Here is a 23,109-nt window from a genome sequence, read left to right as displayed (position 1 = left end):
GCTCGGCTCCATTCTCCTGGACGGGAGACATTGGTCTTCAAAACTTGGTCCGCCCGCCGGGCGGGAAAAACCTGCTGGTTTGCAACTGACTTAGGGGACGAGCACGACCTTACCGGTTGCGATTCTCTGTTCGAGTGCCAGCAGGGCTTCTGACGCATCTTGGAATCTAAAGGCCTTTCCGACAACTGGGCTAAGCACTCCACTTTGAACGTGTGGCTTGATTGCCGTCCACTGGGCTTGCAAATGCCCGGGGCGCTTGTAGACGTTCCAACCAACACCGATCACGGATATGTTGTTTAGCATCAGGCGATTGACCTGGACGGAAGGGATCGTGCCCGCCGTGAAACCGAGAATCAGGATTCGGCCATTTTCCTTGAGCGACCGCAAAGAGTCGGTGAAACGCTCCCCGCCGACAGGATCAACCACAATGTCTACGCCACCGAAGGCCTTCATTGCTTTGCCAAATCCATCTGCCAGGACAAACTCATCAGCACCCGCTGCAACAGCGATGGCGCCTTTCTCGGGCGTCGAAGTTACGGCGATGATCCTGCTCGCACCGAAGGCCTTCGCAATTTGAATTGCCGCTGTTCCAACGCCACCCGCCGCACCGTGGACAAGAACCGACTCTCCCGACACAAAGTGACCGCGCTCGATGAGGGCGAAGTAGGCAGTAAGGTAGTTGAGCGGCAGAGAGGCTCCCTGCTCAAACGAAACGCCATCTGGAAGCGCAAATGTCATGTCGACAGCGGCGACTGCTTGTTCAGCGAATCCACCAATCATCGGCAACGCTGTGTTATCCGGACCTTGGAACGTCGCAATCGCGGCAACCCTGTCGCCTGCGACAAATCCGGAATCCTTGGGAGCGGAAATTACGACTCCTGCGACTTCCGAACCGGGCGTGTACGGCAGGGGAGGTTTTTCGTGATAAAGACCGCGCGACCGGAGAAGTTCTGGGAATCCAACGCCTGCGGCGCGAACACTGATTAGAATTTGATCGTGCGCCGGCTTTGGATGCTCGATGTCGACAAGTTCAATAGTAGACGGGCCGTCCAGTTTGGTAATTTGGATCGCTTTCATGGCTTCAATGTTCCTCATGGTTTGTGTAACGTCACTCTATTGCTCAGTTCCGCCGTCCGCTGTATCAAGGGATACGAAATTGATCGCCGATTAAAAAAATTATCCCGACTCGACGGCGCTTGCAGGACGACCATGCGGCCGCTTTGATTCAACGTCGCGATAACGGCACTTATGCCGACGCTGAGGTTGACCTGAAGACTTGACCATCCAGAAGTAGAGAAATCCGGCATGGCGCAAGCGTGGCGAGTAGGGGGGCATGGCGTGAAGAAGAACGAGTACACCGAGGAGCTCATTGCGTTCGCGGTGAAGCAGGTAGCGTTGGGCACCTGGTCCCCAGGAGTCTGCAAGCTAACTATTGGCGACGCGATGTTCTATAACTGGGCCCACGAGGGTATGGATGGGCGAACACATGGAACTGTGTCGCCTGAAAAACCCAGGCGGCTGTGGCGAGACTTGTCACCCGTTTGACAATGCCATGCTACGTTCTCGCAGAAACTTTGAAGCTTTCCCGATTGCGTGGACTCGTGACTGCACGTGACGCCAAGCTTTCGCGTGCGCATGTGTCACACCAGCAGGTTGCCGGAGCTTTCGCGCTCGGTGTGCAGCTATAAGTCAACTGAGCGACGCGGACGCGATCGTTATCTGCAGAAGGGAGGTCACGCAAACACGCGCGAATTACGGCTACCGCTGTATCCATGTAATGTTGCGTCGGGAAGGCTGGGACGACAGCCCCCAAAAGGGTATAGGTGATTTCTAGTTAGAAAACAGCCGCGGGTTGAGGCCACGATGCTTCTTCAAGGCTGACAACGACGGCGAATTGGTCTTGGCGGTGGTCGGCAAGTGAGGGTACAGGAATAGTGTATTAAGACCGGTTGCTCATGCCCCGACAGGCCAACCGACGATGCGAGGGGCGAGTCGTTCGTCAAGCATTTCCGCCTGGAATACCCGAACTCACATTGGTTCTTGTCCTTCGGGGATGCTTGGAGCGAAATCGCGGCTGGCGCAAGTACAGTTACGGGTCGCGTCCTCACTCGGCATCGCAGTGGGTGGTGACTGCCAAATTCGCACGCCAATTCACGTCGCGGGCGGATCCAGCCGCTGTTGGTAAGCGGTGGATTTTTCCGCTTCAGGGCTGCCTCAATTCTGGTTCACGGTCCGTTCCTGGAAATAGAGTAGTCAGCTATGGGTGCGGCGGGGGCGAATTCCGCTATCTGCGTGTTGATTTACCAGTCCAGAGGTGTTTGCGACAGCGCGCAATGCAGCGATGTCAGAGATAAGGATTTCACGACCATCTTTCATAAGGATGCCTTCCTCCACAAATCGCGCAAGTTCGCGACTCATTGTCACGCGGGTCACCCCTACAAGGTGTGCAAAGTCTTCGACACGGTGACTTTTTGAAAGACGGGCTGTGTTGCCGGTCTCTAGTGTTCCATGTGCATTGAATAATTGGATGAACAACGTTGCTATGCGCACACGCGCTGACAGACCGCCGTACATGATGTGCATACACGTGAGGCGCTCTTTCTGCGCCAGTTGGCGACCGATCTCGATGAAAATTTCCGGGTCGGCCCGGCCGGCGGACATGATTGCGGCATAGTCAATCACAAGGACTCGCGAATCTTCGATGGCGACGGCGGATGTGTAACGTGGTTCGTCATCGAAGATGCCGTATTCGCCAATTATTGAATGAGGTTCCGCAAATGCGACGTCGCGATCCGAGCCGTCGATTCCACTCATGAAGACCCGGATACGCCCTGTCAGAGGGTAGTAAAGAGACGTGGCAGGTTCGCCTTGGCGATACAAAGGTGCCCCTCGCTTGAAAATTCGTTCTATTCCGAGCTTGAGGATGCTGCGTGAGATTTCCCTTACTTCCGGGAGCAAAAACGGGGAAGTTTCTGGGTCGCGCGATGACGGCCGTGAATGCGAGACTCCATTTTGGTCTCGTTGAGATTCCGTCGAGGCCGCGGGAACATGTGCAGCCACAGTCTCGATTGACAACCCGTCGCTTCGAGGATTCTTCATTCAGACTCTCCTTCGTTCCTTGCCACGGCGAACGCTTCGCATAGCTTTGGAAAACGCTACATGCCACTCCACAACACTGAGGTGGTCACTCGTTATCCGACCCTACTTCTCTCGAAGGCTAGAAGCGGGCCAACCCTGAACGTTGTTGTCGGCTACCTAAGAATGCCCAATCGATAGAAGGCGAGCATCAGCAATTACACCTACCTCTGCAAGGATGAGTCGGTGCCTATTGAATCGTCGAATGCGTGAGATCCAATAAATTTTTTGATTCGACCGCCGGTTTCGTATCGGCTGATACAGCGGACAGTGGGAGCGAGAAATACAGTGGATTGCAAGAACCACTCAATGCCCAGGTCGTGCATTGCGTCCAGGTCCTCACCTGAAGACAAGGAGACTTTAATGACCGATACAGCCGTCAATCCACCCAGTGTCGAGACACTGAGCGTCGATTCCTCCAGTCGGGTTTCTGGCACACGGGCCGCTTTGGGCGATGAGGTGGCGGTGCACTTGCGCCCGCAGGGCACTCCGCTATTCGTCACGCCCATATCCAGTCGCCTCAATCAAGACCAGGCGGTCGCCAGCGAGGTCAGTCACCCAGCCGCGCAGGAGTGGCGGGCGCGGGTCGATCTCGCCGCTTGCTACAGACTGGTCGATCTGTTCGGCTGAGCTTCGGGATTATCGAAAATGGCATCCACAACGGAAGGCACCTGGTCTCAGGTGCAAGATGAAATTGGTTTTGTCGGGCTTGGCGGGATGGGCCAACCCATGGCTATGAGTTTGGCGAAAGCCGGAACGAGGCTCGTCGTCTGGAATCGTTCAGCCGAACGCACCGAACCACTGCGCGCTGTCGGTGCCCGAGTGGCGGATAGTGCTGACGAACTATTCCGGCAGACGGAAACTGTCATAGTTATGGTGGCAAATAGCTCGGCAATCGATGCAGTGTTAGGGTGTGGAACGCCGGCGTTTGAGTCGCGTGTCGCAGGACACACCATAGTAAGTATGAGTTCGGTTGCTCCAGACTACTCGCGAGACCTCGCCGCCAACATTGAAATCGCCGGCGGTTGCTATGTCGAAGCTCCGGTGTCCGGTTCACGGAAACCGGCCGAGGCGGGCCAATTGGTGTCCTTGCTTGGTGGCGATCCTGAAACCGTCGCAAGGATACGCCCAATACTCGCGCCAATGTGCCGCGAAACTGTGATGTGCGGCCCGGTCGGCAACGCACTGCTTATGAAATTGGCAGTAAATCTTTACGTGAACACGATGCTCGTCGGTTTGTCCGAAGCGACGCATTTTGCGGAGCGAAACGGCTTGGATCTCAACACTTTTAAGGTCGCGATCGACTCGGGTCCGATGGCTTGCGACGTCACACATGTGAAGATCCCCAAACTCATTGAGCGCGATTTCTCCGCGCAGGCGGCTACCGCAGACGCTTTTGCCAGTTGCCAGTTGATCGCGGATGCGGCGCGTGCCGCTGGCGTTGCTTCGCCTTTGCTGGATCTGAGCCAAAAACTTTACGGGGAGAGCCTCGACCTAGGTAACGGCCGGCTTGACATGGTGTCCGTGATTCAAGCCATCGAAGCACGCACGGCATGCCTTGAGCAGGACTGCGACGAAGCGAACGGCTGGACCCACAACGGGGGCAATTGAGGAACTCCCCAGCTTCTCGTTATTCTTGATCTCCATTCATCCTCCTGGACAATTTGCACGAAGCGGACGCGCGTAGCCGCGCTCGCGGGTGCAGCATAAAGAACAGGCTGTCGAGCTCGCATTGCGCGAATGGTCGGACTAGCCATCGTGTACGGAATTTTCGCACCGTATGTCGCGAAGTCCTTTTTCCCGACGGGCAGCGGCGCCATGTCGATGATTGCAACGTTCGCCGCGTTCGCGGTGGGATATGTTGCCAGGCCGCTCGGTGGGTTGGTGCTGAGTCACTTCGGAGACAGGTTTGGCCGTCGTGCCGCGTTTCAGCTATCGCTTGTCGTGATGACAATGACCACGGCCGGAATGGCGCTCATGCCAACCTACGAATCCATCGGTGTGATAGCCAGTATCGCGTTCGTCGCTGCTGTATCTGTGGTCGGCTTACTTTCTGTTGTGGCAACAATCGTTGGGAGAACACGTGCACCGGTACGAAGCTCGCAAGTTACTGCAGAGGAGGGGTAGGCAAGGCACGAGCCGACCAATGGATTGAGACGCCGCCGTGGCTTCAGCAGGCGGCTGCGCGCGTCGGTCATTTGGGCGCTTTCTTGAGTGGGCGGGGACGCCAGTGAGAGCCGTCGCCAGCGCACACAGATGGCAGTAGTCGGAACTCGAGCGATGCTCGTTGCCACGAAGACATTGACGGGGTTTGCCCCCGTTATTACTCGGTGCGTCTACCTGATTTGCTTGGTGGCACGTGATCTTCGCAAGTGCGCATTTGGCTTCCCGTTCGAATTTCGAGGTGACGCTCTCAGATCTACTGTGGCTGTCTGGGCCTGCGTGGGTGGTGATGACTGTTCCTGATAGAACCGTCGGAGGGGCATGAACGACTCATACGATGACCTGTCAGCTGAAACAACTAACGGTATCTACAAGGCAGAAGTCGTTCATCGGCGCGGTTTTTTGCGCAACGTGCAATCCGTCGAACAGCCTCCCAAATGGGCGACTGGCTTAATCCCCGGCGTCTGCTTGCACCGACTCCAGTTAACCGTTTCCTGGTTTCCCGGGCGCTCCCACCTACAATTCCGGGGCCTAAGTATCCCGGGCTCGCATCGGCGATGTTCCGACGAACTCTATCGACTGCGTTGCGCGTCGCGCTTTAGTCACAGCACAACGCGCTCGGCTTATTCGGCGGGGCGTAACATTTTGTCATACATGGAATGGCGCGGCTTCGAGAATATCCGCCGAAGCATAGGTTCGAAGAACGAAAGAGGGAGCGTGTCGTAATCCTTGTTGAATGCTGGGGCATCGAACTTGTCGCAAAACTCGGCAGTACGTGCAAACAGTTCCGGCTGGTTCAGAAATTGGTCCCGCATGTTCGGGTCCAGACCTATCTTATGGAAGAAGTAGTAGCCTTGGAAGAAACCATGATGCTGGACCATCCAGACATTTTCCGGACTGACGAATGGTTTGAGCATGGCGGCGGCGATATCGGGATGGTTGTAGCTGCCGAGCGTGTCACCGATGTCGTGCAGAAGCGCACAGACTACATACTCTTCGTCGCGGCCGTCTCGGTGCGCCAGTGTCGCGGTCTGCAGGCAATGCGTGAGGCGGCTAACCGGCAAGCCGCCCCAATCGTCCTCCAATGCCTTGAGATGGTCGAGCACGCGGTCTGCCAGTCTCGCTGCGTAAGGCTTGAGTTCGCCGAGAATGATTGCCCAGTCTTCGGCGGTGCTCTGTTCCATATGTGAAAAGGCTGCTTGCTTACTCACGTCCTGTCTCCAAAGAGATTTTCCTAAGCTGCAAAGTATTTGCAGTCCAATCAATCTACCGCCTGCTGCCGTTGCGGCAGTTCTCAGCGGTGAATGCGATTAACGCGACGCTCCCACCGCTTACGCCGGCAGAGCGCTAGCAGCGGCCTATGTGTCGTAGCCCGGCATTTTTCGGTCTAGCATACGCAGCATTGCTGGCCACGCCAGTTGCCCGTAGCGGCTCATCGTTGTTGGGCTCGCCCCCATCCCCTCCATTTTGGTTCGTGCGTCGGTCGTGACTTCTTGCAACGATCGGCCCATGCTCAGGGTTCGAACCTGCGCCGAGCACGCACGTTCCAGCATGTACATGCGTACAAAAGCCTCACTGACGGTTGCGCCTAGGCTCAGAGTGCCGTGATTGCGCAGCAGCATCATATGCTTGTCGGCCAGGTCGTGCTGCAGCCGCTCGCGCTCCTCCAGATGGAGGGCAGGCCCTTCATAGTCGTGCTGTGCGAGGTCGCTGGTTGCAAACATGGCTGTTTGGTTCAGCGGTAGCAAACCCTCCGAGAGGGCGGACACAGCCATGCCGTCAAGGGTATGCAGATGAATAACGCAGCCAGCGTCATCACGCACCTGATGGATGGCACTATGGATGGTGAACCCTGCTTTGTTAACGCTATAGGGCGACTCGTCTACCACGTTGCCCTCGAGATCGATTTTGATCAGACCGGTAGCGGTAATCTCATCGAAGGTCATGCCAAAGGGGTTGATTAAGAATAGATCCTCGTGTCCTGGCACCCGCGCTGAAATATGCGTCGCGATTAGGTCGCTCCAGCCGAACAGATCGACCAGTCTGTAGCAGGCGGCGAGATCGACCCGCACCCGCCACTCCTGCGCGGCTGGGTCACTGACCTCGCTGGCAACCGCCTGGTCCTGATTCATTGGAGCCACACCGGGCCAGTCTAGAGTCGATGTATCATCGATTAGGTGTGCATTATTCATTGCTCGCCGTCCCGAAGAGTTGAACCAGCGTGTCACGCTCGCCTTCATAGGGCGTGCGGCCATGGTTGCAAAGGATGTTGTCCAGCAACATGAACTCCCCGGGTTGCCAGGGCTCGTTAACGACAACTTCGCCTTCGATCTGACGCAGGAGCACGACATCCGCGGTTGGAATTTTTCCGCCATCACCAAACATGACTTCGGTGGAGGAGCGTTTGCCTTGCTGAAGGTCCTCGGGCGCCAGCGTGTTGTACCAAAGCCGTGAGTCCGGCGGCAGCGAGGTCAGGTTGCTGATCTGGTTAAACCAGTGGCTTGTGCCAAGCACCGGATGAGTGACGAATCCCGGCTTGTGGGTGTCGGTCTGCAGGCTGTCATCCTCCAGCCATTGCCATTGCATGCCTGCTGCTTCGCATGCCGATTCGACCTCGGCCTTGTCTTCGGTGAAAAAGGCTTCCTGCCATGGCCGGTGCATGTTCAGATACTGCCGGCTCACGCCTTCGACCGGGACACGCACGTCACGGAAATTACGGCGATATAGCACGCCGCGCTTGCGTACCTCGTCGCGGATCCGCTGCGGAATCTTCGGTTCGAAGTGGCGGATATCCGCGATCGTGGTGGCTCCGCCAGAATCCGCCGCTACATTCGAGTAGAACGCGATCTTCAGCGGCCATTGGCGCTGATAGGACATCTCCTGATGTAGCGCAATGAAGCGGTCACTGAGTGTGCGTGTCGATTCCATTACCCTACCAAGAACTTCCGCACGCGCACTTCCACCACCTTTGTATCCCATCGTGGCGCTCGGGTAGTGCGACATCAGATCGCGAAACTGCTCCGGCCCCTTGACGGGAAATCCGCGGAACCGGACGGCGCCGAACTCGAGCAGCAATTTGTCAATGGCCTCCTCATGGTCAACCAGCCATGCGTGAAAAGCTGAAAAATCCGATTTGAGGCGATTGGATACGGGCGTGACGAATAGCGGAATGCCCTGCGGGTGCAAGTACACCGTCACCTCATCGCCCAAAGCGGTTCGTGTGCCAGAAACCCGACTGGAGGAATCGACGCTCAGTGTCTCGACACTGGGTGGATTGACGGCTGTATCGGTCATTAAAGTCTCCTTGTCTTCAGGTGAGAACCTTGATGCAATGCACGACCTGGGCATTGAGCGGTTCGTGCAATCCACTGTATTTCTCGCTCCCACTGTCTGCTGTATCAGCCGATACGAAACGGACAGATAAATCAAAAAAATTTCCCAGATCCCCGGCATAGGGTGATGGAGCGCGGTGTGTTTACAGCAATTCAACTGGGCGGGAAAACCCTCGGGTCGTACCGTATCGGTTGATACAGAGTTTTGGACAAATTTTGTCAAACTGGTCAGCAATGGGAAGTGGTTGTATCGAAAACGCTTTTCATCATGTGTCGCGTAAATACGCTTCGGATAGCGAAATGTATTGATTATTCTGGATTTTGGTGTTGAAGCAAATACGAGAGGGAGCCTATTGAGGTTCCGTCTGTGGAAAAATTTCGGAGTGTCTATGTATAAACCACTGGTAATCAATGACTTTCTGGACCACGCGCTCGCTGCGTACCCCGACCGCATTGCGATAGTTGACGAAGAGGTTCAGCCCGCCAAGTCATGGGGCGAAGTGACGTACTCAGAACTCGGCCGTAAAGCTCGTGCACAGGCCGCAACCTTGGACGAGTTGGGGGTTCCCGTAGGTTCTCGTGTAGCTATTGTCTCCCAGAATTCGGCGCGACTCATATGCACTTACTATGGAGTTTCAGGGTGGGGGCGCGTGCTGGTGCCGGTGAATTTTCGCCTTGCTCCCGCCGAGGTCCGGCACATCGTGGCCCACTCGGGTGCAGAGGTCCTTTTGCTCGACCCTGAGTTTCGCCACCTTAAGGATTCCGTCCCGTGCCAGAGAACATTTGTATTTGGGGATGACGATGATCAGATCTGGGGCAGTACAGCGGATCCGGTGCCGTGGATCGAAGATGAGGCATCGACAGCCGTCATCAACTACACATCGGGATCGACAGGGTTACCGAAAGGTGTGCAAATGTCACACCGGCATCTGTGGTTGAACGCGACTGTATTTGGTTGGCAGACATCTGTCTCCGATCGGGATGTTTACCTGCACGCAGTTCAGGCATTCCATGCAAGCGGGTGGGGGCACCTCTACGCGGCTACTGCGATGGGGGTCAAGCAAATTGTTTTGCGGAAAATGGACGGAGTGGAACTCCTTAGGCGAATCGAGGCGCACGGCGTGACCTACCTATGTGCCGCGCCTGCCGTGGTGAACGCGGTCTTCGATGGCGCAAAGACGTGGAAAGGCCCGATTCCCGGATGCGGTCGCCTCCGAATCATTTGTGGGGGTGCGCCGCCGCCAACCCGAACCATTCAACGAGTGCGAGATGAACTTGGTTGGGAGTTCATCCAGATGTATGGTTTGACCGAGACCGGTCCAGTTCTTACGCTGAATCGTATGCGCGCAGAATGGGACGATCTGGATTCTCTCGAACAAGCCCGGCTGCTTGGGCGTGCCGGTACACCGGCTTTGGGCGTGCAACTAAGGATGGAGCCCGACGGAGAAGTGTTTGCGCGCTCGAGCCGAATTCTCGAATCATATTGGAACGATCCGAAAGCGACGGCTAGGGCAAGTGATGGTGACTGGTTTCGGACCGGTGATGGTGGTTTCATTTCAGACAACTACCTCACGATTACCGATCGGATCAAAGATGTCATCGTCTCGGGTGGCGAGAATGTCGCTTCAGTCGAGGTCGAGAATGTGATGACGTCGCACCCCGCAGTTCGCGATGTCGCGGTCATCGGCATTCCGGACGAAAAGTGGGGCGAACTGGTCACTGCGCTTGTTGTCCTTGACACCGATCAAGCTGCGACTGACGCAGAACTCATTGCACATTGTCGCCTGCATCTGGCTGCCTACAAGTGCCCTAAACGTGTTGAGTTCCGCGATGAGCTTCCGCGAAATGCGACTGGCAAGTTGCAGAAATATCTATTGCGCCAACCATATTGGGAAGGTCTTTCTCGCCAGGTGAATTGAGTGCGGTAGATCGATATTGGTCGCCAGTCAGATTAGGTGGGCTCACATATCGGGCCTTCTGACGGCGTGGCACGCGACGAGAATTGCTCGCGCAGATTGGCGACCATCGCTTTGAGCGTATCAATGTCGTCGGGAAAGATCAGCGGGGTGAGCAAGCATGTAGTCAGTCGTAAGCGCGAGATTCCGCACACCTAGCTACCGTGCTTGAGAAGGTCCACGATTGTGTCCGCAACGACAACTTGCTGACGCAATCCCTGACCCAGGATGATCTGAGCTTTTTGCCCTTGGCGGGTGACACGCGTTGGTGTCGACCGCAAGCGCAGCTTCGACCCGGCGGACAAGCGACGGCTGATCGAGGGCTGCCTGCAACAGGGCGCATCGTTGTCTGGCGTGGCCCTGAAGGCTGGAGTGAATGCCAACCAGTTGTGCAGATGGGTTTGGCTGCACAAACGGTCAAATGTCCCCGTGAGTTAAAGGCAACCCCGCGCGAGCTTCTCCCCAACGCGTGTTTCATTTGCGTTCGTTCCTTTAATCTCGCTTTGTTGCCCTGCAGCATGCTCGCGACGCGGTGCTTCGAATGCCTGACACGCCACGCCCCACGGCGAGAAGCAAGTCAAAATGGAGGCGCCACACAAGTCATACAATGAGACGCTGATGCACTATTGCGGCTACTGTAACCGCTAGTAAGCCGACTGTTACTCACGATACCTGCTCCTTCGGGATTTTGGATGCGCGCCTTGATCTGCTACCAGAACTGACGTTGCCTGCTGGCATCACTTTGCCCTTGCGGTCGGCGGCGGGGCGCAGAGTCTCGATCTATTGCTCGTCGACGTCCTCAGGGCCCTCGACATTCCCGCAAGCTCGGTTGAGCTTATGAGAGGCCATCCTTCTGGCCACGACAACCCCGAGAATGGTCGCCGACATGCCGTTTCACTGACGACGTGATTCGCTGCCAGCGCAAGCTTGTCGACACAGCCGACGATTGGGTGGCCATGAGCAACATGGAGGTCGCCAGATTGCGGTCGATTTTGCCGCGCTGTGCCTACGCACGACTGGACGATGTCGGCAGCCGAGGGCGTCGTAGACAGCATGCATGCTCCGGCTTTCGTTCGAGCGCGGGCGGAGCCACGATTCTCAACGTGGCACATCGCCCCGCCGGCACCCGGGATTAATGATTGCGCCGTATTCAAAGCCGAGGAGGAAGAGCGAAACTCGGTATTGACTGCGATCGGAAGCCTTGAGCTGCCAAGCCACAGTCTTCAAAAGGTAGTAAAATCAGACGAGTGTCGGGGCGGCTTCACTCCTCAATTGGAGCCGGTCCGCGCGATCGGCCCAACCCCCACAAGACAATCAGTTGCAAGGATCCACTTGGCTCGCCCTAACTCTCGAAATGCCGTTCTCGAAGCCGGCATGAAACTGTTCACCGAACGCGGATTCAACGGCTGCAGCGTTCAGGACATCACTGAGGCGGCGGTGGTCCCCAAGGGTTCCTTTTACAATCATTTCAAGAGCAAGGAGGCTCTGGCAGCAGAGATCGTCACAGAATACGGGAAGGGCAGCACTGATCGAAGCATCCTCAATAATCCTGAGGTTCCCGCACTTACCCGCCTCAAGAGGCACTTCGCGGCGCTCAACGAGTATTTCTCTCGGTGCAATGATGGCTGCCTGGTCGGGAAATTCATGGCCGAGGTGTCGGACGAGACACCGCTGATTCGCGAGATGCTCCTAAGTGTGCTGAACGTCTGGGGCGAACAAATTTCGGCAGCCATAGCGGAAGGACAGGAGCAGGGTACCATCCGCACGGACCTGAAGGCCGACGATTTGGCTGCGTTCCTGATCGACTCTTACGAGGGGGCGATCTTGCGGACGCGTGTCGAGAAGAGCCCGAAGGCATTGAAGTATTTCGTCAAGGTTGTGTTTTCGAGCATCATTGTCTGAGCCTAACCTAGGACGGCACGCTGGCGGATGTGCCGCTGTAGGGTTCCCAACGTTTGCATCGTAACTTCCTCAGCACGGAAGGCTCCCGATTTTACTTGAATAAATGAGACGACCGGTCGTATCATTGATTGGAGTGGCAAACGTTCGAGAACGGGTACCTCTGTCATGGCTTCTTTATCTTTCGAAAGCGCCTTGGTCCGGCGATTCCATCTGGTCAAAGCGCCGACGCTCGAAGCGAGATTGCCGGGCACCAGCCCCATTGTGTTTTCCAGAATGCGCAGTGAGCGCGCTCAGCGCGGGCGCTCCATCAGTCCGCTACCGGAAGAAGCATTCACCTTTCAGGTACCGTTGATCTCGGCTGCGTTCTCGGATTTTCGTTACGCCAATAAGGTGGTCGCGTTGCCGGAGAGGCAGGAGCCGGGTCGGGCATTCCTGTTCGATTTAAGTGCCAGGCCGACCGTGGGTCTTGAAACCGAATTCGACAATGTGCGCTGTTACATTTCCCAGAAAACCATCGATGACCTGGCATACGACCGCGGCTTGCGGCGAGTCGGTGGCCTGCGACAGCGGATGTTTGGCCAGCAAGATCGCATCATGTTTCACCTGGCTCAGATGCTCGTGCCAGCTTTGGACAATCCCGATAAGGTCAGTGCGGCCTTCATCGACTACATCGCACTCGCGTTTCACGAACACGTGATCAGCGTTTATGGCGGTGTCCCTGCAAGCCGTAGTCGGTACACTGCCCCCCTGTCACCCAGACAGATCCGTGACGTTATCGATTACATCGAGACGAACCTGACGAACAATCCGTCGATCGGCGATCTGGCCCGCGAATGCAACCTGTCCTCGAGCTATTTCACGAAGGCGTTTCGCCAGACCATGCATATGGCGCCCCATCAGTGGCTTCTCCGCCGAAGGATAGAAAACGCCAAAGCAATGCTGCGGGATACAGACATCGCTATTGTGGAGGTCGCAATCTTGTGCGGATTCTGCGACCAGAGCCACCTATCCCGTGTTTTTACTCGCATCCAGGGTTGCAGTCCTCGCGAATGGCGCCGCCTGCAAAGGTGCCGATAGGACCTGGCTCTTTCATATCGCTCAGGACGTTTGTCCAAAAGACAATTGAATCGTCCACGACCAAGGGCATTTGATCTCCTAGCATTAGGTCAATTTCGGCGAAGAACGACGGCGTGCCGTCTCAGATGCCGGCGGTGATTGAAGCACTAGAGAGAAGCCGGGAACGGGAGGGAACTCGGTGTAAGCGAACAAGGTGATCGTACTGAAGGTGGGCAAGACTCTCCTCGATAAGCATGACTGCGCCGCCGTCGCGGAGTATTGGTCTCAGGCGCAGTGATGCTAGGGAGGCGAACTGCGCGCTCCTGCTAGATCAGGTACTGGCTCGTTCCAGGATGAACGGATATGAACGAACACCGTCAATCGAGAATCCGCGTAGCCTGTGCTCTCGAAACTCCGCTGATGCGGCAAGGCATCGCTTTTTTTATCGGTACTTTGCAGGATATGGAGTGGGCCGACGATGTCGGCGACGCCTTGCAAATTGCCGAATACTGCCGACGTCAGGCTCCTGACGTCGTGTTGGTCGACCTTCAATTGCGGACCCTAAGCGGACTCACCCTGATCCGTGAGATTCGGCAGGAGATGCCTGTCATTGAGGTCGTTGCACTCACGACCTACAACAGCGAGGCGCAAGCCCGTGCTGCCATCAGGGCAGGCGCGAAGGGATTTCTGACGAAGGACGCGATGCCAGAGGAGCTTGCGGACACCATACGGATCGTGCATGCAGGCCAAATACGGCTTCCGCGCGCCATTGTGCAGCTGCTGGGACGCACACTCGCCAAGTATGAACTCTCTGACCGCGAGATCGAGGTGCTGAGGCTTGTAGCTGAGTTCAGCGCGACCAAGACCGTCGCAGCTCAAATGAATATTTCCGAAGAAACTGTGAAGGTTCATATAAAGCATATCCTCGAAAAGATGGGTGCGCGAGACAGAACCCATGCGGTAGTGATGGCGATCAAGCAGGGGCTCATTCCGGTCTGAGCCATCCGTGACAGAGCGGGCCTTGCTTCCAGAAGGAACTCCGGCACGCCATATTTCGACGCAAGGTGCGTCAGCCCATCTATTAATTCGTCACGTAGTTCGGCGACGAGTTACTGTGGCAGACGTGGAGGGGCAGCCTGCGGCGCTTGCTTTCGCGAATCGCTTCGATACCCGAAGGGCCGTAGGAGCTTCTAACAACATTTCGATATGGTCGGCTATCCTGGCGTTGGATAGGCTATCCATCGAGACTACGGATTCCAGCGGCGAAGGCGAAGGCTGGGATCCGTTCCCTGTCGGGCGGCGCTTTGGCACGGCGTTGCGCCGGTTGGCCAGCCGCATGAATCGCCGGGCGCTTGGGTTTCAGGCGCATAAAAGTGGCGAATCATCTGCGAGGAGCCTATGTCAATTGAGATCGCAGCTACGGAGTTCGTTAGGAAAACAGGAATTCGTTTCAGCTTCCGTTGGCTTGGCCCGCGCCGCGGGAGGCCACTGGTCTGCCTGCAACATTTCTCAGGTACCATGGACTCTTGGGATCCGGCGGTCGTCAACGAACTGTCACGGCGTAGGCCCGTGATCGTATTCAACAACACTGGGGTCGGAGGGACCAGCGGTAAGACGCCGGACAACATCGATCAAATGGCAGAGGATGCAGCAGCGTTCATCTCAACACTGTGCGCGCCCAGTGTCGATCTGCTCGGATTTTCGTTAGGTGGCATGGTCGCCCAAGTCCTTGCGTCTGAGTATCCGGGCGGAATCGGAAAAGTTATTCTCGCAGGTACCGCCCCGCAGGGTGGCGAGGAGCACCTGATGGAAGCGCTTCAGGACGCAATCGCTCAAAAGGATGCTCCGGACCTGCGGTTGCCGTTGTTTTTCACTAGTTCCGAGGCCAGTCGTGCAGCCGGATTGGATTTTCTAAAGCGCACAAGTGTGCGAACTGCCGGACGCGACCCGGACAGCGGCGAAGAAATAATGCGTCAGCAGGCGAAAGCGCTCATTGGCTGGTGCGCTTCCAAGGACCCAACCAACAGTGTGCTCAAGGCCATTCAACAGCCGGTATTACTGGTCGGCGGAAGCCATGACACAATGCTCCCGAATGTCAACGCTATAGACATGTTTAGGCATCTTGCCAACGCGCAGTTGATCCTGTACCCGGACGCAGGCCAAGGCGCGATCTTTCAGTATCCCTCGCGCTTTGTCCAGCATGCATTGCATTTCTTGAGCGAGTGATACGCTGGCTCATAACGTCTTCGTGCACGGCTTGATATGGATCGTTTGAATCATCGCGGCCGCATTCGCCGGCTGCCATCGAATGCGGATCGTTGCTCCATAACCCGCAGTTTGCCACCCGGCCTGAAGTATTGGCGGAGACGGCCGACCAGACATTCGCGTCTGTTCATTGCACACTCTGTTGATTCGTGTTCCAGCACTCGCGGGCGATCCCTGGTAGTTGGCGGAAATATATGTGTGACGGGATAGTAAACGGTCAATCTCAGATGGAAACAGGCTGAGACATGTCTATAGGTAGGTTTCGCGGTCTTTTGCCTGTAGCGGCGTGGATGGCATGGAGTACCACAGGCGCCAATGCCGAGGTGCCGGGCTCGCTGAAACATAAGTACCCTGGCCCATTTCGACCTGGCTTACGACCTGGCTTACGACAAGCGAGGTGCCCGTCGGTGCCGATGCGGATCCAGGCGTTCGGCGCGAACTCGGCAGACTCCTTTGCCGCTTCGGCTACGCTTATCAGGCCGGACAGTCCGATGCAAATCAGCAGACCACAGTCGGCAGCGCCGCCAGCCTTGAGGAACGTTCGCAGGCACACGTCGGCGGGTAGGGCGCGTTCGACGAGTTTCTCAAAGCTCCCGGCCACACCTACTCGGCCTTGGAGGCGAGGGCATCGCCGTGTGCATTCCGCGCGGCCAGTGTGATCGCCGCGCGGATGCGTACGTGGGTGCCGCAGCGGCAGATGTTGCCAGTCATGGCGGTATCGATGTCAGCGTCGCTGGGGTGAGGATTCTGGGCCAGCAGAGCCGCGGCGGACATGATCTGGCCACACTGGCAGTAGCCGCACTGCACGACCTCAAGTTCGCGCCTGGCGTTCTGGATGAGCTTGCCGGCCGCGGTATTGCCAAGTGCTTCGATGGTGATAATTTTTTTGCCGGCCAGCGCAGCTACCGGCGCAACGCAGGAGCGGGGCGGACCAGCGCAACAGCATTCACGCGCAGCGAGAGTTCTTAGCCCTCTGCGTACTTCAGCAGGATACCTCGATTTGGGTAGTGGAGGACCTTCTGGGTAGCCTTATCATCACGGTGAACACAGTGAGCTTTCCATCTTGCCTTCGGCAGTCTTGAGTAGTGACTTTGTCACGGAGTCTAATATTCAGCCCCTATTTTCACCCTTCACTCTGTGATTTCTTACATGCCTAACTCATCTGATTAAGGTATGAGCAAAGAAAGACTGCCCGTCTATCGAGGCTGGCGTGATGGAACTGAATCGCAATATTGACAAGTACTTTGTCGGGGTGGAGCGGGCCGCATTCAACCCAGTCAGCGTAGCGACTACTGATTGAAGATCCGAACGCTTAGCACCATTGTGCGTCGGTGGGTTTGTATTGGAGATCAAATTGCAACGCGATCCGTGGACTCAAACACTCGTCTTGCTTCGCTGTCTGAATCACGGTGAGGACGCTGCGGTTGAAGTGCAACTGCCTCATAGCTGTCCTGCTCAACTTCGTCGCGATGGCGGCCTACCGCTTGGACTCAAAGTGTGCGTGACCGGTCGACCAAGCTCCAGAACGGTGACGGTCAATTGGTGCTCGGTGAGTTGCGGCCACTACGGTGACCAGATCTGGCGCCATGCGATTGCCTTGCGCAACGGCTTCTGCGCAATGAGCGGAGACGAAATTCGTAGGGGCGATGCAATCTATAAGCCCTTCCCAGGTCGGGCGACGCCCGTTAATGCGGACGCCATGATTCTCGCGGCGCATATCGAACGCGTGGTAGTCGATGTTTAGCTACCAAGTACCTTGCTGGAGCAAGGGCACCTGACTGGCGAAGATTGCCCTCCGTTCGCCTTTTTCAAGAGTCTGGAAAGACAGATAAGTTCGGTTTTAGACGATGCAAATACTCAATGCATGATAAGGATTACAGATGGATAGGCTACAAGCGATGCTAGTGTTCACAAGGGTGGTTGAGGCCGGAAGTTTTGCCCGTGCGGCCGACACCCTTGATCTCGCGCGGGCGTCCGTCACCGTCATTGTCAAAAATCTGGAATCCCATCTGAATGTTCGCCTGTTGCACCGCTCGACCCGAAGGCTCGGCTTGACGCCAGAAGGTGCGGAGTTTTATGAACGTTCCGTAAAGATACTGGCGGATATGAAGGAATTGGAGGACAGCGTGTCAATGGCAGGGAACACTCCCCGAGGTCGACTTCGCATCGATACTCCGGGTGCTGTCGGGAAGATATTGATCATCCCGGCGCTAGACGACTTCCGAAGACGCTACCCTGACATCCATCTCACTATCGGCTTCGGCGATAAACCCGTTAATATTATTCAGGAGGCGGTCGACTGCGGTATCAAGCTCGGCGCGCTGACGGACTCAAACCTCGTGGCCAAGCGCATCGGCACGCTGCAGCTCGTTACCGTAGCCGCGCCGCGCTATCTGGAGCAGTGCGGGGTTCCGCGGTCATTCGACGAACTGCAGACGCATTTCGGCGTACGATATCCCTGTCCCTGGGTAGTCCGTGCGTCCGATTTGCAGTTTCAAGTCATCGGAAAAACCGTTGACGTAAGTCTGCGTTCTAGCGTCGCAGTCAACGACATAGAAGCCTATCTGGCGTGCGCCTTAAAGGGGCTCGGAATCATTCAGATCCCGCGCTTCATGAGCCTGCCGTACCTGCGCTCCGGAGAATTGAGGGAACTTCTTCCGGCGTACAAACCGAAGTCAATCGCAGTGTCCGTCGTGTATCCACAAAACCGGCATCTATCGCGCACCATGCGTGCCTTTGTTGACTGGATATCCGAATTGTTCCAACGCTCCCCACTTTTGGTCGATGGTCCCCGGCAGCAGACCGCGCCATGCGAGGTCATGCCATCGAACCACTCCACGCAGGAATCGCAACTACATAAGGCACCCAAAGCCCGCAAAAATTCCGCTGGTTCGACGCCCTTCCGCGTCGTCGATACCTGCGGGGAGGAAACCAGTTTACAGCCATATGGGGCGGCATGAAGGGAAGCGCTCGTTGATACTACCGGGGGAAGTGCGTTCTGCCATTTTCGGACATCGATACGCCGTTTCGCTTTAGCGCATCTGGAGCGCTCGTGATTGCGCTGATGCGTCTCATATTCGGGTAAAGGCCGCCCGTCTATCGGTTGACAGCGAGGGCAGATTCGTAAGATCATGCATGTAAGTGCATACGCACATATTGGGTGGGTCGCTGTGCTTCTACCTGTATAGCAGGCGAAATGGATAGGCAATTTTTCTACGGTTCGCGTCCTAAAGAGTGACGAATGGAGCAACAATCGTGAGCAAGCTTTTTGATCTTAGTGGTCGCGTTGCCGTGGTGACAGGTGCAACCAAGGGAATGGGTCTGGCGATCGCCCGCGCACTAGGTGCGGCTGGGGCGAAGGTCGTGATTTCCGGACGTAGTCAGGAAGTAGCCGATGCGGTTGCCATTCGACTGCAGAAAGAAGACGGCATCGCAATCAAGGCAATTTCTTGCGACATTACGGAACCAGAGAGCGTCGATCGCTTTGCGTCGCAGGCGCTAGCAGCATTTGGACGGGTCGATTCGCTCGTGTTGAACGCGGCAGGTACTTCGCCGGATGGATCGATACTTGATCATACGGTTGCGCAGTTTGACACCGTCATGGCTGGCAACGTACGCGGTAGCTTTGCACTTGTGAAGGCACTCGCTCCGCAGATGATTTTACGCAAGGATGGATCGATCGTCTTCATGTCGAGTCGGGCAGCAAAGCGCGGGTCGACAATGCTGGGTTTGTATGCAATGTCAAAGGCGGCCGTTGACCAACTGGTGCGTAATCTTGCGCTCGCACTCGGGCCGTCGAACATCAATGTTAATTCTATTAATCCTGGCGCGGTGCGAACCGATTTCTCAAGGGTGCTTTGGGAGGATCCCGAGCGTGAAAGAAAGATTGCCTTGGGTATCCCCATGGGTCGCATCGCCGAGCCGGACGACGTCGCTGGACTGGCCCTGTTGCTGGTTTCCGCGGCTGGTCACTACATTCACGGGCAAAACATCAGCGTAGACGGTGGTGCTACGGCCTGAATGTCCTGATTGACATCATTGGCGGGAATGCCACAGGCAGACGTCGCGTTGGCCATGTGGGTGGACCACGCACATTGACGTGCCAGCAAAAACCGCAACGTAGCATAGATCGGAGAGTCAAGATGACCAACGAAAACGCCCAAAGAATTGTCTTAGCGTCCCGTCCGAAGGGAAAACCAACCGAGGGCGATTTCCGCCTTGAGCAGTTACCTGTTCCGAAGCCAGGTGCCCAGGAACTGCTGCTCAGGACACTCTACCTGTCTCTCGATCCCTACATGCGGGGACGGATGGACATCGCGAAATCATATGCCCCGTCTGTTGCTATCGGCGATGTCATGACAGGTGAGTGCATCGCCGAGGTAATCGAATCCCATCATGCCGGGTACGCCGTCGGAGATATCGTTCTCGCTCACTCTGGCTGGCAGACACATGCCATTTCCGATGGCGAAGGCGTTCGAAAGATCGATTCCGCTGACGCGCCCTTGACAACACGTCTCGGAGTACTTGGCATGCCAGGCTTCACTGCCTATTCCGGCATGCGTGTCATCGGCCAGCCCAAGCCAGGCGAAACGGTGGTTGTAGCGGCTGCCAGCGGTCCAGTCGGGGCTACGGTCGGGCAACTGGCTCGCATGGCGGGCGCCCGCGCCGTCGGCATCGCAGGTGGGCCGGAGAAATGCGCTTTCGTACGAAACGAGCTCGGCTTCGATTCATGCGTTGACCATCAGGCGCCCGACTTCGCAGAACGTCTTGCCGAGACATGTCCGAACGGCGTCGATGTCTATTTCGAAAATGTCGGCGACGCCATTTGGCGCGCAGTGGCACCCTTGCTCAACAGGTTTGCAAGGGTGCCAGTATGTGGTCTCATTAGCCAATTCGGTGTATCTGAATTTCCGGGACCAGATCGACTGCCCGGCACCATGCGCGACGTCCTGAGCAAAAGCCTCACCATCCGCGGATTCATTAACTACGATTTCGCAGAGTTATACCCGGACTTCCTTCGCGAAATCGGCGCCCGCGTCAAGAGCGGTGAGATCAGGTACAAGGAAGACATTGTCGACGGATTGGAGAACACGCCGACCGCCTTCATCGGCATGTTGAGCGGTCGAAATTTCGGCAAGCTGCTGGTTCGGGTTGCGAGCTGATCTCAGGCTTATCGTTCACCGCACGCCCAGATTGAATCTAGTCCCGATGCTTGTGAGCATCAAGGGATTCAGTTATGGGAGTGAACCGTCCGGTCGCGACCCCGCCAATCGATTCATGATTGTTACCGCCAAGATTATGGATGACACGACCTTGATTGATGTCACTAAACCTACACTAGGATCAAGAAGATCTCCCATGAATGTCGGTTATTCGATTTCAATGTCATTCAGGCGACAACAGTGCACGTTTGATGTATCACTGTCAGTTATCCGAAGACTCGTCGGCCATCCTCTTTCGAATGGACCTCGTGGTCGATCATGAAAGTAGGTACGTGTGCACCGGGACGCGTGCGCGTATCCGATCGATGCCAAGATTTTCTGGCGATTTGTTTGGCAAAGACAGGGCGACGAACATGACCGATACAGAACATTATCCGCACCGCGGGACAGGCGTGGATACCTCGGCCAGAATCGAGCGACGCCGGTGGCAGATGATTGACGGCACCTGGGTGCTGTTGCGTCCGATTGAGCCAGGCGATTTTGAACTCGAACGCAATTTCGCCGACGGCTTGTCGCGGTCGACGAGGTACATGCGGTTGATGTCCGGAAGGTGGCCGTCTGACGACGAGATATATCGTTGGACCCACATCGACCGGCAACGTGAGGGTGCTCTCATCGCGACTATCTCAGTCGACGGACGGGAACAGCAGATTGGAGTTGCGCGATACGTGGTGGATTTGGGTAAGAGCGAGGCCGAGTTGGCGATCGTCATCAGCGATGCTTGGCATGGAAAAGGCCTTGGCATATGTCTACTCTCCAGCTTGATTGATCTTGCTAAGCAATCAGGTGTGAGGCGGTTGTACGGTACGACGTTGAGCGAAAACAACGCGATGATCGGCTTGGGGCGACGGCTTGGGTTCATGCTGTCTTACGAAACGGGGGCGGAGGCCATCACGAAGTTGTCCCGTGACCTGCATTCGCGCGACTAGATTGAGTTGACTTGCGCGATCGAGCCAGCAGCGCCACCGATGCCTGACACCAGCGTTAAATCGCACATTGCGTCGAACTAGCGCAGTCCTGCCATTCATTGTTGCGCGGTGGCTGGCGCTTACGGCAGCCGCTTTATCCTTGGAAGAGGTAACACATGTCTAGCTCATCCCATATCAGAGTCGCCGTTCTCGACGACTATCAGAATGTCGCGCTCGACGTGGCTGACTGGTCTCCGCTGAAAGACCGCGCGGAAATCACGGTGTTCAACGACCACGTGACGGAAACCACGCAGGTTATCGAACGTCTAAAACCATTCGAAGTGTTGTGTGTGATGCGTGAACGCACGCCACTCACACGTCAGATTATTGAGTGCCTGCCCAGTCTCAAGCTGATTACCTCGACGGGCACGGGCAACGCGTCAATCGACACGGATGCGGCGGCTGAGCACGGCATCAAAGTCGTCCACACGGGATACTCGTCCACGCCGACCATCGAATTCACCTGGGCGATGATTCTGGCCATGGCCCGCAATATCCCTGCTGAGAATCAATCCGTGCGTGAAGGCGGTTGGCAGCTCAGGCTCGGAACGCAACTGGCTGGCAAAACCCTGGGCCTTCTCGGGCTTGGGCATATTGGTTCGGCGGTCGGTGTGATAGGCCGCGCGTTCAGGATGAATGTGATTGCCTGGAGCCAGAACCTGACGGCAGAGCGTGCGGAATCGAAAGGCGTTGAACTGGTCGACAAAGATACGCTGTTCTCCACTTCTGACTTTCTGTCGATCCACACCCGCCTGAGCAAACGGACCCGAGGTCTTGTCGGCGCTGCGGAGCTTGCCAGAATGAAGCCCACGAGCCGCATCGTCAATACGTCCCGCGGTCCGATTGTCGATATGGTGGCGTTGCTCACCGCACTGGAGAGCGGGCGGATCGCAGGCGCCGCCATCGATGTGTACGATTCCGAGCCGCTCGAACTGACGCACCCGCTGCGCTCGCTGGACAACGTGCTCGCTACGCCGCATATCGGCTATGTGACGCGTGAGATGTACCAGACGTTCTACGGCGATACGGTGCGCAACATAGTGGAATGGCTCGATGAGCCGCAACGGCCCGCCCATGCATAACACGCTGCAAAGCCTTGTGCGCAAAGTGG

General features: G+C 56.4%; 20 protein-coding genes and 2 pseudogenes. 16 read left to right on the top strand and 6 right to left on the bottom strand.

Going from position 1 to position 23,109, the window contains the following annotated elements; all coding sequences use genetic code 11:
* Positions 1–90: 90 nt before the first annotated feature.
* Both M0D67_RS25000 and M0D67_RS24995 read right to left on the bottom strand, forming a co-directional pair.
* Positions 91–1,077, bottom strand: a complete 987-nt coding sequence (locus M0D67_RS25000) for an NADPH:quinone oxidoreductase family protein (protein WP_266240130.1) — start codon at positions 1,075–1,077, stop codon at positions 91–93.
* A gap of 1,176 nt (positions 1,078–2,253) precedes the next feature.
* Positions 2,254–3,099, bottom strand: coding sequence for a Crp/Fnr family transcriptional regulator (locus M0D67_RS24995; protein ID WP_266240129.1), 846 nt, complete (start codon positions 3,097–3,099; stop codon positions 2,254–2,256).
* Between the two features lie 399 nt (positions 3,100–3,498).
* Between M0D67_RS24995 and M0D67_RS24990 the strand changes: the two genes are divergently transcribed.
* From M0D67_RS24990 to M0D67_RS24980, 3 genes are all read left to right on the top strand, one after another.
* Complete coding sequence (locus M0D67_RS24990; protein WP_266240128.1) at positions 3,499–3,765, top strand: hypothetical protein; 267 nt, start codon at positions 3,499–3,501, stop codon at positions 3,763–3,765.
* 18 nt (positions 3,766–3,783) lie between these two features.
* Positions 3,784–4,746: an NAD(P)-dependent oxidoreductase gene (locus M0D67_RS24985; RefSeq protein WP_266240127.1), complete on the top strand. Its 963-nt coding sequence runs from the start codon at positions 3,784–3,786 to the stop codon at positions 4,744–4,746.
* 147 nt (positions 4,747–4,893) lie between these two features.
* Positions 4,894–5,262 carry a hypothetical protein gene (locus tag M0D67_RS24980; RefSeq protein WP_266240126.1) on the top strand — a complete coding sequence of 123 codons (369 nt, stop codon included), beginning with the start codon at positions 4,894–4,896 and terminating at the stop codon, positions 5,260–5,262.
* A gap of 659 nt (positions 5,263–5,921) precedes the next feature.
* Here M0D67_RS24980 and M0D67_RS24975 read toward each other — a convergent pair.
* The 3 genes from M0D67_RS24975 to M0D67_RS24965 all read right to left on the bottom strand — a co-directional run bounded on the left by M0D67_RS24975 (position 5,922) and on the right by M0D67_RS24965 (position 8,592).
* Positions 5,922–6,482 (bottom strand): HD domain-containing protein, encoded by a 561-nt coding sequence (locus M0D67_RS24975; protein WP_266240177.1) that lies wholly within the window; start codon positions 6,480–6,482, stop codon positions 5,922–5,924.
* Between the two features lie 174 nt (positions 6,483–6,656).
* Entirely contained in the window at positions 6,657–7,430 is a 774-nt protein-coding gene (locus M0D67_RS24970) for a class II aldolase/adducin family protein (RefSeq protein WP_266240125.1), read from the bottom strand.
* 52 nt (positions 7,431–7,482) lie between these two features.
* Positions 7,483–8,592: a TauD/TfdA family dioxygenase gene (locus M0D67_RS24965; protein WP_266240124.1), complete on the bottom strand. Its 1,110-nt coding sequence runs from the start codon at positions 8,590–8,592 to the stop codon at positions 7,483–7,485.
* A gap of 427 nt (positions 8,593–9,019) precedes the next feature.
* Here M0D67_RS24965 and M0D67_RS24960 point away from each other — a divergent pair, with 427 nt between their 5' ends.
* From M0D67_RS24960 to M0D67_RS24935, 6 genes are all read left to right on the top strand, one after another.
* Positions 9,020–10,549, top strand: coding sequence for an AMP-binding protein (locus M0D67_RS24960; protein ID WP_266240123.1), 1,530 nt, complete (start codon positions 9,020–9,022; stop codon positions 10,547–10,549).
* Positions 10,550–10,840: 291 nt separating this feature from the next.
* Positions 10,841–11,023, top strand: coding sequence for a transposase (locus M0D67_RS42125; protein ID WP_308112593.1), 183 nt, complete (start codon positions 10,841–10,843; stop codon positions 11,021–11,023).
* A 936-nt stretch (positions 11,024–11,959) separates the two neighbouring features.
* Entirely contained in the window at positions 11,960–12,487 is a 528-nt protein-coding gene (locus M0D67_RS24950; protein ID WP_266240122.1) for a TetR/AcrR family transcriptional regulator, read from the top strand.
* Positions 12,488–12,652: 165 nt separating this feature from the next.
* Entirely contained in the window at positions 12,653–13,564 is a 912-nt protein-coding gene (locus M0D67_RS24945) for an AraC family transcriptional regulator (protein WP_266240121.1), read from the top strand.
* Between the two features lie 342 nt (positions 13,565–13,906).
* Positions 13,907–14,542: a response regulator transcription factor gene (locus M0D67_RS24940; RefSeq protein WP_266240120.1), complete on the top strand. Its 636-nt coding sequence runs from the start codon at positions 13,907–13,909 to the stop codon at positions 14,540–14,542.
* Between the two features lie 399 nt (positions 14,543–14,941).
* Positions 14,942–15,769 carry an alpha/beta fold hydrolase gene (locus M0D67_RS24935; protein WP_266240119.1) on the top strand — a complete coding sequence of 276 codons (828 nt, stop codon included), beginning with the start codon at positions 14,942–14,944 and terminating at the stop codon, positions 15,767–15,769.
* Positions 15,770–16,411: 642 nt separating this feature from the next.
* Here M0D67_RS24935 and M0D67_RS24930 read toward each other — a convergent pair.
* Positions 16,412–16,732: pseudogene (locus M0D67_RS24930) on the bottom strand ((2Fe-2S)-binding protein); the annotation flags it as partial.
* Between the two features lie 268 nt (positions 16,733–17,000).
* Here M0D67_RS24930 and M0D67_RS24925 point away from each other — a divergent pair.
* The 7 genes and pseudogenes from M0D67_RS24925 to M0D67_RS24895 form a co-directional block, all read left to right on the top strand.
* Positions 17,001–17,108, top strand: a pseudogene (locus M0D67_RS24925) (catalase); the annotation flags it as partial.
* 129 nt (positions 17,109–17,237) lie between these two features.
* Positions 17,238–17,552, top strand: coding sequence for a DUF3331 domain-containing protein (locus M0D67_RS24920; RefSeq protein ID WP_308101892.1), 315 nt, complete (start codon positions 17,238–17,240; stop codon positions 17,550–17,552).
* 136 nt (positions 17,553–17,688) lie between these two features.
* The gene (locus tag M0D67_RS24915; protein WP_266240118.1) at positions 17,689–18,768 is read left to right on the top strand and encodes a LysR family transcriptional regulator; all 1,080 of its coding nucleotides are present in this window, start codon (positions 17,689–17,691) and stop codon (positions 18,766–18,768) included.
* 295 nt (positions 18,769–19,063) lie between these two features.
* Positions 19,064–19,828, top strand: coding sequence for an SDR family NAD(P)-dependent oxidoreductase (locus tag M0D67_RS24910; RefSeq protein WP_266240117.1), 765 nt, complete (start codon positions 19,064–19,066; stop codon positions 19,826–19,828).
* A gap of 122 nt (positions 19,829–19,950) precedes the next feature.
* Entirely contained in the window at positions 19,951–20,970 is a 1,020-nt protein-coding gene (locus tag M0D67_RS24905; protein WP_266240116.1) for an NADP-dependent oxidoreductase, read from the top strand.
* 413 nt (positions 20,971–21,383) lie between these two features.
* A complete protein-coding gene (locus M0D67_RS24900) occupies positions 21,384–21,959 on the top strand; it encodes a GNAT family N-acetyltransferase (RefSeq protein ID WP_266240115.1) in 576 nt (191 codons plus the stop codon).
* Between the two features lie 155 nt (positions 21,960–22,114).
* A complete protein-coding gene (locus M0D67_RS24895) occupies positions 22,115–23,080 on the top strand; it encodes a D-2-hydroxyacid dehydrogenase family protein (protein ID WP_266240114.1) in 966 nt (321 codons plus the stop codon).
* The last annotated feature ends 29 nt before the right edge of the window (positions 23,081–23,109 follow it).

The sequence above is a fragment of the Paraburkholderia sp. SECH4 genome (genome assembly GCF_030511745.1).
GTDB lineage: Bacteria > Pseudomonadota > Gammaproteobacteria > Burkholderiales > Burkholderiaceae > Paraburkholderia > Paraburkholderia madseniana.
Note: the sequence above shows the minus strand (reverse complement) of the source record. Positions and strands in the feature narration are given on the sequence as shown.

Bases quoted from the DNA above. Each gene is read 5' to 3' on its own strand.
- M0D67_RS24990 (WP_266240128.1), top strand. From the start codon at position 3,499: ATGACCGATACAGCCGTCAATCCACCCAGTGTCGAGACACTGAGCGTC.
- M0D67_RS25000 (WP_266240130.1), bottom strand. From the start codon at position 1,077: ATGAAAGCGATCCAAATTACCAAACTGGACGGCCCGTCTACTATTGAA.
- M0D67_RS24935 (WP_266240119.1), top strand. From the start codon at position 14,942: ATGTCAATTGAGATCGCAGCTACGGAGTTCGTTAGGAAAACAGGAATT.
- M0D67_RS24940 (WP_266240120.1), top strand. From the start codon at position 13,907: ATGAACGAACACCGTCAATCGAGAATCCGCGTAGCCTGTGCTCTCGAA.
- M0D67_RS24985 (WP_266240127.1), top strand. From the start codon at position 3,784: ATGGCATCCACAACGGAAGGCACCTGGTCTCAGGTGCAAGATGAAATT.
- M0D67_RS24995 (WP_266240129.1), bottom strand. From the start codon at position 3,099: ATGAAGAATCCTCGAAGCGACGGGTTGTCAATCGAGACTGTGGCTGCA.
- M0D67_RS24960 (WP_266240123.1), top strand. From the start codon at position 9,020: ATGTATAAACCACTGGTAATCAATGACTTTCTGGACCACGCGCTCGCT.
- M0D67_RS24900 (WP_266240115.1), top strand. From the start codon at position 21,384: ATGACCGATACAGAACATTATCCGCACCGCGGGACAGGCGTGGATACC.
- M0D67_RS24975 (WP_266240177.1), bottom strand. From the start codon at position 6,482: ATGGAACAGAGCACCGCCGAAGACTGGGCAATCATTCTCGGCGAACTC.
- M0D67_RS24950 (WP_266240122.1), top strand. From the start codon at position 11,960: ATGAAACTGTTCACCGAACGCGGATTCAACGGCTGCAGCGTTCAGGAC.
- M0D67_RS24945 (WP_266240121.1), top strand. From the start codon at position 12,653: ATGGCTTCTTTATCTTTCGAAAGCGCCTTGGTCCGGCGATTCCATCTG.
- M0D67_RS24895 (WP_266240114.1), top strand. From the start codon at position 22,115: ATGTCTAGCTCATCCCATATCAGAGTCGCCGTTCTCGACGACTATCAG.
- M0D67_RS24965 (WP_266240124.1), bottom strand. From the start codon at position 8,592: ATGACCGATACAGCCGTCAATCCACCCAGTGTCGAGACACTGAGCGTC.
- M0D67_RS24905 (WP_266240116.1), top strand. From the start codon at position 19,951: ATGACCAACGAAAACGCCCAAAGAATTGTCTTAGCGTCCCGTCCGAAG.
- M0D67_RS24970 (WP_266240125.1), bottom strand. From the start codon at position 7,430: ATGAATCAGGACCAGGCGGTTGCCAGCGAGGTCAGTGACCCAGCCGCG.
- M0D67_RS24915 (WP_266240118.1), top strand. From the start codon at position 17,689: ATGGATAGGCTACAAGCGATGCTAGTGTTCACAAGGGTGGTTGAGGCC.